Annotated in this window: 16 protein-coding genes; 8 read left to right on the top strand and 8 right to left on the bottom strand. The window is 72.2% G+C overall.

The features are described from left to right. Positions 1-461: 461 nt before the first annotated feature. Positions 462-686, top strand: coding sequence for a hypothetical protein (locus GCE86_RS14795; RefSeq protein ID WP_154227513.1), 225 nt, complete (start codon positions 462-464; stop codon positions 684-686). 54 nt (positions 687-740) lie between these two features. After that, positions 741-971, top strand: coding sequence for a cation:proton antiporter regulatory subunit (locus GCE86_RS14790; RefSeq protein ID WP_154227512.1), 231 nt, complete (start codon positions 741-743; stop codon positions 969-971). 4 nt (positions 972-975) lie between these two features. Here the strand turns inward: GCE86_RS14790 and GCE86_RS14785 are convergent, their stop codons facing one another. Genes GCE86_RS14785 through GCE86_RS14775 form a run of 3 tightly spaced genes read right to left on the bottom strand, consistent with a single transcriptional unit; the run spans position 976 to position 5,043 of the window. Further along, positions 976-2,199: a PucR family transcriptional regulator gene (locus tag GCE86_RS14785; protein ID WP_154227511.1), complete on the bottom strand. Its 1,224-nt coding sequence runs from the start codon at positions 2,197-2,199 to the stop codon at positions 976-978. A gap of 52 nt (positions 2,200-2,251) precedes the next feature. After that, entirely contained in the window at positions 2,252-3,211 is a 960-nt protein-coding gene (locus GCE86_RS14780) for a glycosyltransferase family 2 protein (protein WP_154227510.1), read from the bottom strand. A 35-nt stretch (positions 3,212-3,246) separates the two neighbouring features. Further along, the gene (locus GCE86_RS14775) at positions 3,247-5,043 is read right to left on the bottom strand and encodes a hypothetical protein (protein ID WP_154227509.1); all 1,797 of its coding nucleotides are present in this window, start codon (positions 5,041-5,043) and stop codon (positions 3,247-3,249) included. Between the two features lie 511 nt (positions 5,044-5,554). Here GCE86_RS14775 and GCE86_RS14770 point away from each other — a divergent pair. Continuing rightward, positions 5,555-6,049, top strand: a complete 495-nt coding sequence (locus GCE86_RS14770; RefSeq protein ID WP_154227508.1) for a YcxB family protein — start codon at positions 5,555-5,557, stop codon at positions 6,047-6,049. A 49-nt stretch (positions 6,050-6,098) separates the two neighbouring features. Here the strand turns inward: GCE86_RS14770 and GCE86_RS14765 are convergent, their stop codons facing one another. Both GCE86_RS14765 and GCE86_RS14760 read right to left on the bottom strand, forming a co-directional pair. Then, positions 6,099-6,761 (bottom strand): response regulator, encoded by a 663-nt coding sequence (locus GCE86_RS14765; protein WP_154227507.1) that lies wholly within the window; start codon positions 6,759-6,761, stop codon positions 6,099-6,101. Next, entirely contained in the window at positions 6,758-7,873 is a 1,116-nt protein-coding gene (locus tag GCE86_RS14760; protein WP_154227506.1) for a histidine kinase, read from the bottom strand. The genes GCE86_RS14765 and GCE86_RS14760 overlap by 4 nt, the downstream gene beginning before the upstream one ends. A gap of 217 nt (positions 7,874-8,090) precedes the next feature. On the opposite strand from GCE86_RS14760, the gene GCE86_RS14755 reads away from it, so the two are divergent. From GCE86_RS14755 to GCE86_RS14735, 5 genes are all read left to right on the top strand, one after another. Then, positions 8,091-8,513 carry a DUF6223 family protein gene (locus GCE86_RS14755; protein WP_167537046.1) on the top strand — a complete coding sequence of 141 codons (423 nt, stop codon included), beginning with the start codon at positions 8,091-8,093 and terminating at the stop codon, positions 8,511-8,513. 60 nt (positions 8,514-8,573) lie between these two features. Then, positions 8,574-10,247, top strand: a complete 1,674-nt coding sequence (locus GCE86_RS14750) for a Na+/H+ antiporter (RefSeq protein ID WP_154227505.1) — start codon at positions 8,574-8,576, stop codon at positions 10,245-10,247. A gap of 97 nt (positions 10,248-10,344) precedes the next feature. Further along, positions 10,345-11,310 carry a carbohydrate ABC transporter permease gene (locus GCE86_RS14745; protein WP_204341966.1) on the top strand — a complete coding sequence of 322 codons (966 nt, stop codon included), beginning with the start codon at positions 10,345-10,347 and terminating at the stop codon, positions 11,308-11,310. Continuing rightward, the gene (locus tag GCE86_RS14740; RefSeq protein WP_154227503.1) at positions 11,307-12,137 is read left to right on the top strand and encodes a carbohydrate ABC transporter permease; all 831 of its coding nucleotides are present in this window, start codon (positions 11,307-11,309) and stop codon (positions 12,135-12,137) included. Before GCE86_RS14745 ends, GCE86_RS14740 begins: the two co-directional genes overlap by 4 nt. 47 nt (positions 12,138-12,184) lie before the next feature. Then, positions 12,185-13,567 (top strand): ABC transporter substrate-binding protein, encoded by a 1,383-nt coding sequence (locus GCE86_RS14735; protein WP_204341967.1) that lies wholly within the window; start codon positions 12,185-12,187, stop codon positions 13,565-13,567. Here the strand turns inward: GCE86_RS14735 and GCE86_RS14730 are convergent. The 3 genes from GCE86_RS14730 to GCE86_RS14720 form a co-directional block, all read right to left on the bottom strand. Beyond that, entirely contained in the window at positions 13,546-14,772 is a 1,227-nt protein-coding gene (locus tag GCE86_RS14730; protein ID WP_154227501.1) for a glycerophosphodiester phosphodiesterase family protein, read from the bottom strand. The genes GCE86_RS14735 and GCE86_RS14730 overlap by 22 nt on opposite strands. Before the next feature lie 20 nt (positions 14,773-14,792). Then, positions 14,793-15,554, bottom strand: a complete 762-nt coding sequence (locus GCE86_RS14725; protein ID WP_154227500.1) for a L,D-transpeptidase family protein — start codon at positions 15,552-15,554, stop codon at positions 14,793-14,795. Between the two features lie 67 nt (positions 15,555-15,621). Next, positions 15,622-16,464, bottom strand: a complete 843-nt coding sequence (locus GCE86_RS14720) for a LysR family transcriptional regulator (RefSeq protein WP_154227499.1) — start codon at positions 16,462-16,464, stop codon at positions 15,622-15,624. Positions 16,465-16,478: the final 14 nt, after the last annotated feature.

Below are 16,478 nucleotides of genomic sequence, written 5' to 3'. Positions count from 1 at the left end.
GACCTCTTCCGGGTTGAGATACACCCGTCCGATGGACGGGTGGGGTGCGATGGGCGGGTCTCCGGCCGTCCGGCCGGTGCGCTCGACGGCGTCGCTCGCCGGCGCTCAGAGGCGTGGGCAGTGCGGCGACGCTCCGGTCCCGGAGGTGCCTGGAATCCCGGCCGGTCCGGGCCGGGACAGCGGCGGACGACCGGCGAACACGGGCGGGGCAGCCGCCATGCGGGTCGTCATCACCGCCTCCTCGCTGTTCGGGTACGCGTCGGACCTCCAGCGTCGCCCGGAAGCAGAGGGTTGGCATTGCGCGTGACCGGCCAACAAGAGCCCGCTTCGTTGCCGGGCGCCGGAGAACACCATCGCCCGCAGTCCGACCGCCGTCACCGCTGGTGGCCGTGGCGATCCCGTCGCCGGCGATGTTCCTGTGCCGGGCCTCGGGCCGGTGCCCAGCGGCTATGGTTGGCCGCATGCGGAGCCATCAGCACCCCGCCGGCGTCGAGCGGCCTCTCGCGCTGTCGATGCTGGCCGTGCTGGCGGTTGTCGTCGCGGCGGTTCGTGCCGGCTGCGCGCTCGGGTTGTGCATCGTGGTCCGGCTGAACCGCGCCATCGCGGGCTGCGTGCCCGCCTGGTCGGCCGACCGGGCGCCGCCGGCCCTCGGGACAGCCCCTCGACCATCCACCGCGTTGCCGTAGCGCCGACCCGCTCCCGGCCGGCCCTGGGCAGCCGTCCCGCAAGGAGCTTCCGCTGTGAACATCGAACGCACGACGCTGCCGGGCATCGGCGTCCGGCACATCTTCACCACCGGACAGGGCCGCCGGATCGGCATCGTGGAGTATCAGGCGGGCGACCGCCGGGACGTCGTCCACGACGACCCGGACGACCCCGACGGCATGATCAGCCTCACCCTGACCCGCGCCGAGGCGAACGCCCTGGCCGCCCTGCTCGGCTTCCCGGAGATGGTCGCCGTCCGGGCCTGACCCGTCAGGCCGGCAACGGCCGGCGCGGCCAGTCCAGCGCCCGTGCGCCGAGCACGGCGGCGTGCAGGGTGAACCTGTCCCGGGGATCGGCGGGGTGGTAGCCGCTCAGCGCCCGGATCCGGTCCAGCCGATACGTGACGGTCCGCACGGACACGTGCAGGCGGCGGGCCGCCTCCGTGGCGACCTCGCCGCACGCGAAGTACTCGTTGAGGGTGTCCAGCAGCGGCTCGGCGCCGCCCCGGGCCTGGCTCAGCGGAGTCAGCACCGCCTGCACGAGGTCCACCATGGCCGCCTGGTCCCGCAGCAGGACCCGGTAGATGAGCAGGTCGTGGGCGTCGATCACCGATGTGTCGGCGTGCAGGCGCCGCGCCGTGGTCAGCGCCTCACGGGCCTCCTCGTAGGAGCGTGCGATGCCGTACAGGCCCGGGTGCGGGCGGCCCACCGCCACCTGCCACGGCCGGCCCCGCACCAGACGGTCCAACTCGCCGTGCATCAACCGCCCCAGATCGGCCACCGGCCCGCCGTCACCACGGTCGGGCGGCACCGCGTCCGCCGGGGCGATCACCACGAGCAGGCCCTCCTTCGTGGCCACCAGCACGTCCCGGTCGCCCAACCGGTCGAAGATGACCCGCTCCAGCGCGCTGATCGCCGCCTCGGTGTCCGGCAGCCGATGACCCGGTGCCGCGAGCGCCACCTGGTGCACCCGCGCCAGATCCAGCCCGAACGGCTCGGCGCGCTCCACCAGCCCGCCGAGGTCGGAGTCACCACGCAGCAGGTCGTCGACGAGTTCCCGGCGCAGCGTCTCCTCGCGACGAACCAGCTCCCGGCGGGCCGCCGCGTAGCCCTCGGCGAGGGTGGCCACCGCGGTGTCGACCACGTGCAGCACGGCGTCCGCCGCCGCGCGGACCGTCTCGCTGTCGGTCGAACGGTCCAGCTGGGGCAACTGCCGCCAGAGCCGCCGCGCCGCGGACAGGTAGAGGCGGACGGCCCGGCCCGCGGACACGCCCTGCTCGGCGGCGCGCCGGCCGAGCGCCCCCACGGCGTCGAGTTCGCGGCGGCGCGGCCGGCGGCCGGTCGCCGCCGCGTCCGTCAGCAGCCGTAGATAGTCGCCGAGCAGCTCCACCGGTACGCCGCCGGCATCGGCGCTGGCCTCGCGGGCCACGTCGGCCAGCCACCCGTCGTCGGCGCGGGACCCGGCCGGAGCCGATCGGCGGGCGCTCTCGGACATCGCGGTCTCCCCGGGCGGGGCCGGCATCGAACACCGGCCCGATCCATCCAGCCTATGGCCGCGGGCTCAGGGTCGGCGCCCGTTCCCCGCCCGCTTTCTCCGTCTCCTGGATCAGGTAGTGGGGACGGCGTTTGGTCTCGTAGTAGATCCGGCCGATGTACTCCCCGATGACACCGAGGATCATCATCTGGATCCCGCCGAGGCCGATCACGCTGACGATGATCGTGGTGTAGCCGGGGACGTCGATGCCCTTCTCGACGGCGTCGGCGACGACCCAGGCCATGTATCCCAGTGCGATCAGGGTGAGGAACAGGCCGCCGTAGATGGCCAGCCGCAGCGGCCGGTTGTTGAACGACAGGAGACCGTCGAACGCGTAGTTGAAGAGCTTGCCGAACGTCCACCGGCTCCGCCCGGCGTGACGTGTCTCGTTGCGGTGCGCGACCACGACCGTCCGGAACCCGATCCAGGAGAACAGTCCCTTGGAGAACCGGTTGTACTCCGGCATGGCCAGCACGGCGTCGACCGCGAGCCGGGACAGCAGCCGGAAGTCGCCCGCCCCGTCCAGCAGGCGTACGTCGATCCACCAGTTGACCACGCGGTAGAAGGAGCGTGAGGCCAGCATCCGCAGGAACCGGTCACCGTGCCGGTCCCGGCGGGCGATCACCTGGTCGAACCCCTGGCGGTACAGCGCCACCATCTCCGGCAGCAATCGCGGCGGGTGCTGCAGGTCGGCGTCCATGATGACCACGGCGTCCCCGGTGGCGCGTTCCAGGCCGGCCAGCATCGCCGCCTCCTTGCCGAAGTTCCGGCTCAGCGACGTGTACCGCACCGACGGATCGCCGGCGGCCAGCCTTCGCAGCGCCGCGAGGGTGCCGTCCGCGCTCCCGTCGTCGACGTACACCACCTCGACGTCGACGTCGGGCAGTTCGGCCAGCGCGGCGGTCACCCGCCGGTGCAGCCGCTCCACCGACGCCTCCTCGTTGAAGCAGGGCACCACCACCGACAGCCGCACGTCGTCACCCCGTCCGGCCCGTACCCGGAGAGCCGTCACCCGAGGTGGTAGACCAGCACACCGTCGAGCTCCTCCCGGGTGATGCCCAGCCCGTCGACCGGCCGGGCCGCGATGCCCTCCCACGGCGTCCCGACGGCCCGGCCGGGCAGGGCCACAACCGACCGCACCCCGATGCCACGCAGGTAGGCCACGCTGGTGGGGTCCGGGAAGGTGGCCGCCGCCGCCCGGGTCTGCGCCTGGCTGGCGGGCTCGAAGCCGGCCAGCCCGTTCGCCACCCGGGGGAAGCCGTCGGTCGTCCACAGCATGTAGTGCAGGTCGTTCGTGCCGCCGATCGGCAGCAGCAGGACGGGCTCCTCCGCCGTCCGCAGGGCGGCCGGTGGGCGCGGCACCACCGGATGCGGCGTCCGGTTGACCCCCTCCAGCCCGACCAGGGCCAGCGGCACCAGGAGCGCCGCCGGCGCCAGGAGCCGCGTCCACCTGCGGGTGGGCGGCCGGCGGGCCGGCTCGGCGATCGTCGTCACCAGCCCGGCCGCCAGCACCGCCAGGAGCAGGCTGGTCCAGTGCATCATCCGGCCCGGCGTCCGCAGCGCGTCCCAGCCGGGCAGGTGTCGGGACAGCGTGAGGTAGCCCGGGTCGCCGTCGCCACCCAGCGTGGCGCCGAGACCCAGCAGCACCGTCGCGAGGACGCCCAACCCCAACGCGACCCGCTGCCGGACCGGATACACCGAGACGAACAGGCCCGCCATGGCCATTCCGATCAGGGCCATCCCGGGCAGCAACGCCATCTCGGGGGGCCAGGACAGCTGTTCCCGGGCCGCCGCGTGCGGCTCGCCCCACAACCAGGAGTCCGCCGGGGCGGTGACGAAGCCGATCAGGGGCGGGGAGAACATCTCCGTCCAGTCCAGCGACCGCACGGCCTGCGGATTGAGGTCGACGACCCGGAGGTAGACCAGCCCGAGCAGCAGCGTCACCGCGCCGAAGGCGAGGCCACCGGCCAGATCCGCCAGCAGCAACCGGCGGCCGAACGGGACCCGCTCCCTGCGCCGCCACCACGACCAGCCGTAGCCGCCGGCGGCCACCAGCACGGCGGCGAGCAGGAAGTAGACCAGCGGCAGCCCGATGCCGAAGCCCAGGGTGACCTGCCAGGCGGCGACGAGCCACCCGCCCAACGCCCACCCCGGCCGGCGGCGCTCGGGCCGGTAACCGTGCCGCAACGACCAGCCGTGACCGCGCGCCAGCATCGCCAGGGACAACGCGATCCCGCCGCTGGACAGGATGTTCAGGTGGCCCGCGTGCGCGAGCCGCCACGGCGCGTACGCCCACGCGACCCCGGCGACCGCGCCGCCCCACCGGCCCGCACCGAGTTGCCGCACCAACGCGTACGCCCCGACGAACGCCAACGCGTGCACCAGCACGTACATGACGTTGTAGCGGACCAGGGCGGCCTCGAAGCCCGCGCCGAGCGCCCCCATCGGCGCGTATCCGAGGAGGGTGTCGCTGTAGGCGAACGTGTACGTCTCGGGGTAGAACGTGTTCGAGTTCCAGAGGGCGAGCGGGTGGGTCAGCAGGGCGTGGCCCGACCAGGCCACCTGCCACGCCTGCAGCGTCGGATCGCCGAGGTCACCGGGGACCGTGCTGGCCGGATGCCGCATCGTGGGCCAGGTCAGCACCACCGCCAGCAGCAGGGCGGCGACCGTGGCGACGGTCCATTCGTGGCGTAACCACCCCCACCCGCGCCACCGGCCCCGCCGGCCACGGGTCGGGCCGGCGGGGGCCGGGCTGTGGTCGTCGCGGGCGGCGACCGGCGGGCCGTCGGCCGCTCGGGTAGGCATGGACATGCATGATTGTCGATGCTGATCGCGTTGTCGACGGACGGTCCGAAGTGTGGACCCGGGGCGTCGGCGCGGCTCTGTCGCGCGCGGCCGCCTGCGGCTGGCCGGCCGCCGATCGGGGCAGCCCTCTGGCGTCCTGAACCCCCGCCCGGTCACCGGCAGGGTGCACTCGTCGCTTCCCGTCACCGTTGGTGACCGATGCCCGTCGCCCGGCACCCCTCCTCCGCCGCCTTTGCTCTGCAGCCGCATACGCAGCGGTCACGCGGGGTGTCCGGCCGGTGCCCGCGTGGCGCCCTGGCGGTTGCTCGCCGCGCAGGTGGGAGGGTGCTGCGGTGATGGCTGCAGAGCAAAGGCAGCGTGAGGCTTGGCGGTGTGGACCGCAGAGCCTCACGCTGCGTCATCGTTACGCAGCGTCCGCGCGGCCGGAGAGCAGCGCGACCGCCACGACCCCGGCGAACTCGCCCGCGCCGTGCCGGGGTCAGCTCCGCCGTGCGGGCACTATCGTTCTGGCGTGCACATCCGTTTCGACGTCCCGGCCGATCCCGCCTACCCGGGCCGCGTGGCCGCCGCGCTCAGCAGTGTCCGGCTGCGCAGGTTCGGCTACATCGGCGCGGTGCTGGCGGCGGTCGGGGTGATCGGCTTCGCCGTCTCGCGGGGCTTCTCGTGGGGCGACCGGATCTCGCCGCTGTGCCTGACGTTGGTCGTGGCCGGCCTGCTGTCGATGCTGTACGCCCCGTGGGTGCGGTGGCGCGCCCGCCGCCGCTCGGGTCGCTACGCGGTCGAGGGCGCCTACGACATCACCGACGACAACATCATGATGCGCAGCGGCTCGGAGTCCGGCGGCATCGCCTGGGACGGGGTCACCCAGGTGCGGGACACCCCGGAGTTCTGGATCGTGTACGTCGGGCGGATGCCGGCGACCGTGATCCCGCGCCACCTGATGTCCGCCGAGGACGCCGAGACGCTGCGCGCCTACCTGGCCGGACGTGGACTGCTCCGGCCCTGAGCCGGTCGGCGCGGACCCTCGTTTCCGCTGCCGGCGACGGCAACCGGGTTCAGGAGTTGCGGGGCGCCACCAGGCCTGCTTCGTAGGCGAGGACCACGAGCTGGGCGCGGTCGCGGGCGTGGAGCTTCGCCATGGCTCGGTTGATGTGGGTCTTCGCGGTCATCGGGCTGATCACCATGCGGTCCGCGATCTGATCGTTGGACAGGCCCTGAGCGAGCAGGGCGACGGCCTCGCGTTCCCGGTTGGTCAGCTCGTCCAGGTCCGCGCCGGCGCCGGTGTGCAGTGGCTGGGTGACGAACCGGTCGATCAGCCTGCGGGTGATCGACGGCGCCAGCAGGGCGTCGCCGCGGGCGGCGACGCGTACGGCGTGCAGGAAGTCCTCCGGCTGGATGTCCTTGACGAGGAATCCGGCCGCGCCCGCGCGCAGCGCGTGGAAGACGTACTCGTCCAGTCCGTAGTTGGTCAGGATGACGACGTGCACGCCGGCCAGGGCCGGATCCGCGGCGATGCGCCGGGTCGCCTCGATGCCGTCGACGACCGGCATCTGGATGTCGACGAGCGCGATGTCGGGGAGGTGTTCCCGGGCCAGCGCCACGGCCTCGCTGCCGTCGGCGGCCTCGGCCACCACCTCGATGTCGTCCTCGATGTCGAGGAGCGCGCGGAATCCGCTGCGGATGAGCGGCTGGTCGTCGGCCAGCAGGACACGGATCATGAGAGCTGGTCCACGGGAAGCTCGGCCTGCACGCTGAAGCCGCCCTCGCGGCGGGGCGCCGCCGTCAGGTGACCGCCGAGGGCGGTGACCCGTTCGTGCATCCCGAGCAGCCCGACGCCGGGCACGGGCGCAGTGTCCGACGTGGTCCCGCCGTCGTCGTCCACCTGGATGAGCAGGGAGTCGGGCCGGTAGTCGATCCGGACCCAGGCGGTGCCGGCGGCGGCGTGACGCGCGACGTTGGTCAGCGACTCCTGGACGATCCGGTACGCGGTCCGGTCCACGGCGGCCGGCAGGTCGTTGCGGCGTCCCTCGATCGTCAGCTTCGCGTCCAGGCCGGTCGTGCGGGCCCGTTGCACCAGGTCCGGAACCTGGGCGAGCCCATGCGGCGGGTTCTTGTCGTCGTCGCGCAGCGCCTCCAGGGTCGCGCGCAGTTCCCGCGCCGCCTCACGACCGGCCTCCCGGATCGCCAGCAGGGCCTCCGGCACCTGTTCCCCCCGCTTCTGCGCCAGGTGGACCGCGACCTCGGCCTGCACCTTGATGACGGAGATCTGGTGGGTGAGCGAATCGTGCAGCTCCCGCGCGATGTGCAGCCGCTCCTCGTCGGCCCGGCGCCGCGCGGTCTCCTCGCGCGTGCGCTCGGCCTCGTCCGCCCGGCGCTCGGCCTGTCGCAGCGCCTCACCCGCCGCCCCGGCGGCGATCAGCCAGGCCAGTTCCAGGGCGCCGCGGGCCTGCGCGAACGCCTCGCCCGTGTCGTGCAGGCCCGAGACCATCGCCGCGACGGGGAGCGCGGCCAACATGAGCACGCTCGCCGCCACCGTGACGGCCCGGTGTCCCGCCCGCACGGCGCCGTACACGGCGAACAGGTACGCGACCGCCGGCACGTCGAAGCCGACCGCCTGGTGACCCACCGCGCACAGCCCGGTGACGGCCAGGACGGGGACCGGAGCGCGGCGGCGTGCGGCCAGCGCCAGGCCGCCGGCCGTCAGCAGCGCGTACCCGAGCAGGTCGGAGCCGGTGGGGGAGTGCTGCCCGGACAGCCCGGTGACCAGCAGGATCGCCGCCACACCAGCGGCGATCGCCCAGTCGCCGACACCGATCCGTCCCCTGCCCATGCGCGCACCCTAGCGGGCTGTCCACCCGGCGCGACTCCTGCGCGCGGACGATTCGCCGGCTACCGCGGACGCGGTACCCGGCCGCGTCCTGCGACATCCGCGGCAGCCGGCTGCGCCGCACGCGGCAGGATGAAGTGACCGCGCACGCAGGACGACAGGTGACGGGCCGGCGGACAGGATCAGACACGTCCGGTCCTCCGAGGAGAAGGAGCACCTCATGTCCACCCGTCACCTGTTCGCCGCCACCGCTGCCGCCGTGGTCGGGGGGTTCGGGCCCGCCACACCGGCGGCCGCGCACGCCTCCGCCCGGTCGGCCGCCGTCGATCCCTACACCATGACCACCGGGCGGCTCGTGGGCAGCGTCGCCGCACTGGTGGCGCTGGCCGGCGTGATCGTCGGTGCCCTGGCTCTGGCCCGCGCCGCCCGCCGGATCGGCAACGGCACCGGCCGACGCGGCGCCCTCGTGGCCCTGGGGGCCGGGCTGGCCGGCATGGTCACGGGCGGGCTGGTGGTGGCCGCCGCCGAGGGTGGTCCCGGCACCGGCTACGGGATCGTCGGTGGTTTCGTGGCCCTGGCGATCGGCCTGGTCGCGGCGGTCCTCGGCTGGCTCGCCCTGGCCCGCTCCCGCCGCACCGTGTGACCGGCCGGCAGCGCGACGAGTCCGGGGCGGGTGTCCGGGGCGTCAGGGGAGAATGGGCAGGTGAGCCCCGAGAGCCTGTTGTTGTTCGTCCTGGCGGCCGTCGCGGTCATCGTCTTCGCGCGGTGGCTGGCTTCGCGTACCGGGCTGCCCTCGGCGGCGCTCCTGACGCTGATCGGGATCCTCTACGCGCTCCTCCCGGGACCGAACATCACGCTGGACCCGCACATCGTGCTGACCATCGTCCTGCCACCGTTGCTCTACAGCGCGGCGCTCGACTCGTCGCTGCTGGCGATCCGCAGGAACCTGCGCATCGTGGTCAGCCTGTCGGTGGTCCTGGTGCTCGTGACCGCGGTGGCCATCGGGTTGGGGTTCCACCTGTTCGTCGCCGGGGCGACCCTGGCCGCGGGTGTCGCGGTCGGCGCGGCCGTCGCGCCGCCCGACCCGGTGGCGGCGCTCGCGGTGGGCCGGCGGGTGAATCTTCCACCGAAGCTGGTCACCATCATCCAGGGTGAGGGGCTGCTCAACGACGCCACCGCCTTGACGATCCTCAGCGTGGCGGTGACCGCGGCCGTCAGCGGCACCTTCTCCTTCCCCGCGGCCGCCGCACAGTTCGTTCTCGCGGCGGCCGGCGGGATCGTGGTGGGTGCCGCGGTCGCCTGGGGTGTGCGCCTGGCCCGGCCGCTGACCAGGGATCCGTTGCTGTCCAATGCGATCTCGCTCGCCACCCCCTTCGTGGCGTTCCTGCTCGGCGAGGAGTTGCACGTCTCCGGCGTCCTCGCGGTGGTGGTGGCCGGGCTGATCGTCGGGCACCACACGCCCCGGCTCGCGTCCGGCGCCAGCCGGCTCCAGACCAGTGCGGTGTGGCGGCTGGTCGACTTCCTCCTCGAGGGGTTCGTCTTCCTCCTGATCGGCCAGCAGTTGCCCCAGGTCGTGAAGGGGCTGCGGCAGTACGACACCGCCACGATCGTCATCGCCGTGGCGGTGTCGGTCGGCGTGGTCCTGCTCCTGCGCCCGTTGTGGCTGGTCCTGAACCAGCTGCTGCCGCGCTGGATGCACACCCGCCTCGGCGGCGCCTCCGAGTACGAAGACGACACCCCCGGCTCCGCCCGCCGGGCCGCCTCGGAGGCGCGCAACGCCCGGCGGCTGACCGGTCGCGAGGTCGTCGCGCTCAGCTGGTCCGGCACCCGCGGGGTCATCACCCTCGCCGCGATCTTCACCCTGCCGCTCGTGACCGACAGCGGAGCGCCGTTCCCGGACCGGGACCTCCTGTTGTTCTGCGCCTTCGTGGTCGTGCTCGTGACGCTGGTCGGTCAGGGGCTCACCTTCGCGCCGCTGGTGCGGGCGTTGGGTCTGCGCGCCGACGAGGCGGATCAGGTCCGGGTCCGGAACGAGGCCCGGTCGGCGTCGGTCGAGGCCGCTCTGGCCCGGCTTGCGGAGGTCGCCGCCGAGGAACCGGAACACGCCGACGCCGTCGAGTCGATGCGTGCGCAACTGAACGGCCGGCTGGCCCGCTACCGCGGCCGCCTCGACCTGCTCCAGGCGGCCGAACTGCCCGGGGTGCCGGTCTCACCGCAGTACGAGGCGGCGTTGCGCATCCGCCGGGCCGCGATCGACGCCCAGCGCGAAGAGCTGTTGCGGTGGCGGGACGCCGGCCAGCTGCCGGATGAGGGGTTGCGCGTCCTCGAGCGCGAACTGGACCTCGAAGAGCTCCGCCTGCCCACCCGGACACCGTGAGCGCTGGGGCAACTGTGGCTGCGTCGGCAAGAACTTCCAGCTCCGGGTTGTCTGTGGAAGGATTTCTTTCAGTCGATCTCGTTGGTACTGTGCTGCCGTGCCTCCCCCTCGCACCGTCAGCGCTCCACCGGGCGACCGAGCCTCGACCGTAACGTCCACACCCGCCACCGTCCGGCGGCGGAAGGCGGAACGCTTCACCGAGACCGGTCTCGGGTGGCTGCTGCTGCTGCCGTCGGTCGTGGTCTTCGCGCTGTTCGTGTTCTGGCCGCTGGGGCGGACCCTCTACCTGTCGGTCCACGGCAACGACCTCTTCGGCGCCCCGTCGGTGTACGTCGGTGCGGAGCACTACCGGGAGATGCTGTCGGCCGAATTCGGCAAGGTGCTGGCCACCACGGGCCTGTTCACGCTGTTCTCCGTGGTGCCGGCCGTTCTGGGCGCGCTCTTCGTGGTGCTGCTGCTGGAGGCGCGCATCCGGGGCGTACGGGTGCTGCGCACCGCCTTCGCGCTGCCGTTCGCGTTCTCGGTGGCGACCGCGTCGGTGGTCTTCGCCGTCATCTACAACCCGGCGATCGGCGTGGCGAACGGCCTGCTCGGGTCCCTCGGGATCGACCGGGTCAACTGGCTCACCGATCCGTCGATCGCGCTGCCGGCCGTCTGCGCGGCGACGGTCTGGATGAACTTCGGGTACAACGTCCTCGTGCTCTCCGCGGGCGTCGCGGCGATCTCCCCCGAGGTGGTCGAGGCGGCGCGCCTGGACGGCGCGTCCGGCTGGCGGCTGGCGTCGCGGATCACCGTGCCGTTGCTCTCCCCGCAGCTGTTCTTCCTCGTCGTGGTGTCCACAATCCACGCGCTGCAGAGCTTCGGGCAGATCCACATCCTGACGAAGGGTGGCCCGGACCAGGCCACGACCACGCTGGTCTACTCGATCTACGAGAAGGCGTTCGCCTTCGGGTCCTCCGACTTCGGGTCGGCCAGCGCGCAGGCCGTCGTGCTGCTGGTCGTCATGCTCGGCTGCACGGCTGTCCAGTTCGGCGTCCTCGAACGGCGGGTCCACTACCGATGAAGAAGTTCAGCCTCGGGCGGCTCGCCGTCTACGTCGTGCTCGGCCTGGCCGCGATCCCGGTCCTGTTCCCCATCTACTACGGTTTCGTCGGTGCCGTGATGGGCCCCGGTGACCTGGCGACCTACCCGCCCGCGCTGGTGCCGCACGAGCTTCACTGGCAGAACATCAGCGACGTCTTCCGCTCGGTGTCCCTCGGTCGCTTCTACGTCAACTCGGCCGTCCAGGCCGGGGCCATCACGGTGGCCCAGGTCGTCACCAGCATCCTGGCCGCGTACGCCTTCGCGTTCCTTCGCCTGCCGGCGAAGGCGGCGACATTCGGCCTGTTCCTCGCCACCCTCATGGTGCCCTGGGAAGCGATCATCATTCCCAACTACCTGGCCATCTCCGGCTGGGGCCTGGCGCGGGGTGGCTTGACGTACCTCGGTCTCGTGCTGCCCTTCCTGGCGTCGGCCTTCGGCACGTTCCTGCTGCGTCAGGCCTTCCTCCAGTTCCCGACCGAGTTGCGGGACGCCGCGGTGATCGACGGATGCGGCCACTGGCGCCTGCTGTGGCGGGTCATCGTGCCCCTGTCCAAGCCGTCGATCGCGGCGGTCGGGGTGTACGTCTTCCTCTCGGCGTGGAACCAGTACTTCTGGCCGCTGATCCTGATCCGTGACTCCAACTTTCAGACCCTGCAGATCGGCATCTCGCAGCTCAACGACGCCGAGGTGGCGCAGCCGGGCCTGGTCCTCGCCGGCGTCGCGCTGTCGCTGCTCCCCACGCTGGCCGTCGTGCTCTTCGGCCAGCGCTACATCGTCCGCGGCCTCACGGCCGGCGCGCTGCGTTAATTCTCAAAGAGGAGAAACCCGTGAGACAACCCAGGCTCCGCCGGAGCATGACGGCATTCGTCGCCCTGGTCGCCGCCGCCGCGATGACGGCGTGCGGTGGTTCCGGGTCCGGCACCGATTCCGGCAAGGACGCGCTCGAGGCGCCCGGCGCGGAGGTGCTCGAGAAGGCCACCGACAAGACCACCATCGAGTTCTGGCACGGCATGAAGGGCGCCAACGCCGCGGCGATCGACAAGCTGGTCGCCGACTTCAACGCCCAGAGCGGTGGCAAGGTCGAGGTCAAGGCCGTCTTCCAGGGCAACTACGACGAGACGATCGCGAAGTACAAGGCCTCGGTGCAGCAGAAGAACACCCCGGCGCTGGTGCAGATCTACGACATCGGCTCCCGCTTCATGGTCGACTCGAAGCAGACCGTGCCGATGTACAAGTTCATCGACAAGGACAAGTTCAACGCGGGCGACATCGAACCGAACATCGCCAACTACTACTCGATCGACGGCAAACTCCAGTCGATGCCGTTCAACACGTCGACCCCGCTGCTGTACCTGAACAAGGAGGCCTTCGTGAAGGCGGGCCTCGACCCGACGAAGCCGCCGCAGAACCTCGACGAGATCGGGGAGATGGCGAAGAAGCTGACGGTCAAGGACGCCGGCGGCAAGACCGTCCAGTACGGCTTCGGCGCCGCCATCTACGGCTGGCTGCTGGAGCAGCTCATCGCCACCGACGGCAAGGAGTACTGCGACAACGGCAACGGGCGTAAGGGTCTCGCCACGAAGGTGCAGTTCGACCAGGAGACCGGCGTGCGCGTCGCGCAGTGGTGGGCGGACCTCGTGAAGGGCGGCTACGCGACCAACACCGGCCGGAAGACCGACGACGCCCAGGCCGCCTTCAAGGCCGGCACGGTGGCGATGCACCTGGAGTCCACGGGGGCCATGCGGGGCTACATCGACGCGGCCAAGGGCAAGTTCACCGTGCTCACCGCGCCGTACCCGAAGGCGAACAGCTCGGCGACGGGCGGGCCGATCATCGGCGGCGCCTCGCTGTGGATCAACGGCGTCGGCCACAGCGACAAGGAGAAGCGGGCCGCCTGGGAGTTCGTGAAGTTCGCCTCGAGCCCGGCCCAGCAGGCCAAGTGGCACACCGGCACCGGGTACGTGCCGGTGAACGCCAAGGCGCTCGACGAGCAGATCGACAAGGACTGGGTGGCGCAGTACCCGCAGTTCAAGACCGCCGTGGACCAGCTGCACGCGCTGCCGCCGTCGGTCGCGTCGGCCGGCTGCCTGCTCGGCGTGATGCCGCAGGCCCGCAAGGCGTCCGAGGACGGCCTGGAGGCGGCGATCGTCGGCAGCAAGCCGGCCGACCAGGCCATGAAGGACGCCGCGGCGAGCGTGCAGCCCGCGATCGACAGCTACAACAAGTCGGTCGGCTGACCGACCGCACCCTCGGTCGAGGGGCCGGCTCCTCCGGGGCCGGCCCCTCGCTGCTCGGCGGGGCCGGGCCGGACGAAGTAGGCGTACAGATCGACGATCGCGCCGTCCGCGCGATGCAGCCCGGCCGAGTCGCCCTTCGTGCCGTTCCAGACGGCGGTGGTACGACCGTTGTGGTACGTGGCCGCATCGTCGGTGCCCGGACCGGTCCACACTCGCAGCAGCCCGCCCGGCGGGATGACGTAGCCGTCGCCCACCACGATCCGGTCGGACGACTGGCTCCGCAGGTACCAGCCGCTGACGTCGACCGGCTGTCCGGAGACGTTGCGCAGGACGACATGCTCGCCGGCCCACTGCGGCTCGTCGCCGGGGGAGTGGGGCACCACGTCCTGGACGACCACCCCCGCCGCGCCGGGCACCGGGTCACCGTCGCGCAGCATGCTGTTCAGCGCGTACGGGTAGTTGGTGATCATCGCGTCGACGCCCGCCTCGACGGCCCACCGCCACAACGCCGGGGAGTCGACCGTCCACGGCACGACGGCCATGCCCGCCTCGAGAACGCGGGCCACGTCCTCCGAGCGCAGCCGGCGGATGTCGGGGTTGACCGAGTGGACCCACCCGGCCAGATCGTTCAGCTTTTCGCTCGCCGGCACGTCGTAGGCGATCAGCGCGACCGGGACGGTGGGCAGCTGCGCGTGGAAGTCCCGGAGGGCCTGCTCGTCGAAGGACCCGACGACGAGCGGCCGGGCGCCGGGCTCGATCCAGTCGGGACGCCGGCGCAGCCGGGCGGCGACGGTGTGCGCCAGCCCGGGATTCACCGCAGGTGACTTCAGCTCCAGGTTCAGGCCGATCCGGTCCCCGAGCAGGTCGAGCAGCTCGTCGAGGGTCAGGATGTGCTGGCCGGCGAAGTCGTCGTCGTACCAGCCGCCGGCGTCGAGCTTGCTCAGCTCGGCGAGGGTGAAGTCGTGCACGTTCCAGGGCGCGCGGTCGGCGAACGCCAGCCGGGCGTCGGTGGTGCGGGCAAGCGTGACGTCGTGGATGATCACCAGCTCGCCGTCGGCGCTGAGCTGCACGTCGGTCTCGACGTAGTCGGCGCCCTCGGCGATCGCGAGCGCGAAGGCCGCCGCGGTGTTCTCCGGCGCCATACCGGACGACCCGCGGTGCGCGTACGTCGCGACCCGCCCGCGTGCGGACACGCTCGCGCTCATGTGGAGCTCCCTCGGAACGGTCAGTAGCGGCCGAGGCTTTCCAGCGGGCACATCACGATGCGCGGCTGGGCCGCGGGGTCGAGCCACCGGAGCACGCTGACCAGGTCGGCGTGCGACAGGCTGACGCAGCCGGCGGTGGGACCGGACGGCGTCCTGCTGAACTCGTGCAGGAAGATCCCGCTGCCCGCGTTCGGCACCGGCTTCGCGACGTTCGGCGGCATGTTGTAGGTGATCACGGCGAAGTGCGTGTAGGCGGGCTTCTCCTGCCACAGCGCCTCACTGAGGCCACCGGGATTGGTGGTCGTGTGCTGGAAGGTGTTGTAGGCGGCCGATTTCGGGTTCTCGTTCCACCAGTCGTTGGTGACGAGCCGGTGGTAGGGGTACCGCACGCCCGGGTTCGCCGCGATGCCGTACATCGTCGGGCCGATGGAGTAGACGCCGGTCGGCGTGGTCGGCACGCCCTCGACGTGCTGGTCGCTGAAGTACTGGGAGCCGATCCGGGCGGGCAGTGCCGCGGAGACCGGGTTCCAGCGGCCGTCGACCTTCGCGAACGTCTCCAGCGTGGCGTAACTGGTGCGGTAGCCGGCCGCGGTCACGACGACGACCTGCCGGGTGGTCGCCGGCAGGGTCCGGAGGTTGCTGGCCTTGTTGCTCGGCGAGTAGTTACGCGGCCGGGGCCGGTCGGTGGTGGCGTCGGAGGCCGCGGCGGGCGTCGCGCCGGAGGCGAGGACGGGAGCCGCGACGCCGGCCGCCGCGCCGAGGATCAGGGATCTCCGCTTCATTCGGCAGATCCTTCCACGTCGATGGCCGTCCGGTTGTCCTTCGCCGCGCCGGCCCGCCGCGGAACACTCAGATCGTGCGTCGCAGCGCGGTCTCCACGGCGTCGATCAGCGGATCGCCGTCGGTCCGCGGGTGCCGGGCGAGACCGAGCTCGACGTCCGGCAGGGTGGGCAGGGCGTCCGCGTCGTGGCGGGTCATGGCCGGTTCGAGGTTTGCGGGCATGAGGGCCGCGACGCCGAGCCCGGCCCGTACCGCGGCGAGCACACCGACCAGGCTGTTGCTCTCGAACGCCACCCGCCAGCGCCGGTCGGCCCGTTCCAGCGTCTCCAGCACGGACGTACGCCAGGAGCAGGTGCCCGTGAACAGCACCACCGGCAGCGCATCGGCGGCCGCGTCCACATCCCGGCCGACCGCCCAGACCAACGGCCGGCGCACCGTCCAGCGCGGTGGGCCCGGAAGGCTCGGCACCTCGTCGAGCACGAGCTGGACGCGGCCTTCGTCGTAGGCCTCCCGCGTCGCGACGCTGGACAGGCTGAGCACCTCCAGCGTCGCGCCGGGGTGCAGCCGGGCGAGGTCGGCGAGGGTCTGGGGAAGCTGGGATGCGGCGAGGTCTTCGAGCAACCCGACGCCGCAGCGGCCGCTCAGCGCGCGTCCGGCCTCGGAGAGCGCCTGCGCGGAGAGCGAGAGGATGCGTTCGGCGTACGGCAGGAGTTCCTCACCCGCCCGCGTCGTCGAGACGCCGGACGCCGATCGGTGGAGCAGCGGACGACCGACGACGCTTTCGAGCTTGCGCAACTGCTGGCTGAGCGCGGGCTGGGTCTGTCCGAGGGTGGCGGCGGCGCGGCTGATGCTGCCCGCCCGTACGGCGGTGACGAACGACCGGAGCAACGCGGTCTCGAGGTCCCTGGCCATAAGGAGGCATTATG

This window comes from Micromonospora terminaliae (assembly GCF_009671205.1).
Lineage (GTDB): Bacteria > Actinomycetota > Actinomycetes > Mycobacteriales > Micromonosporaceae > Micromonospora > Micromonospora terminaliae.
The sequence above is the reverse complement of the archived record's forward strand: the minus strand, read 5'-3'. Positions and strand labels throughout refer to the sequence as shown.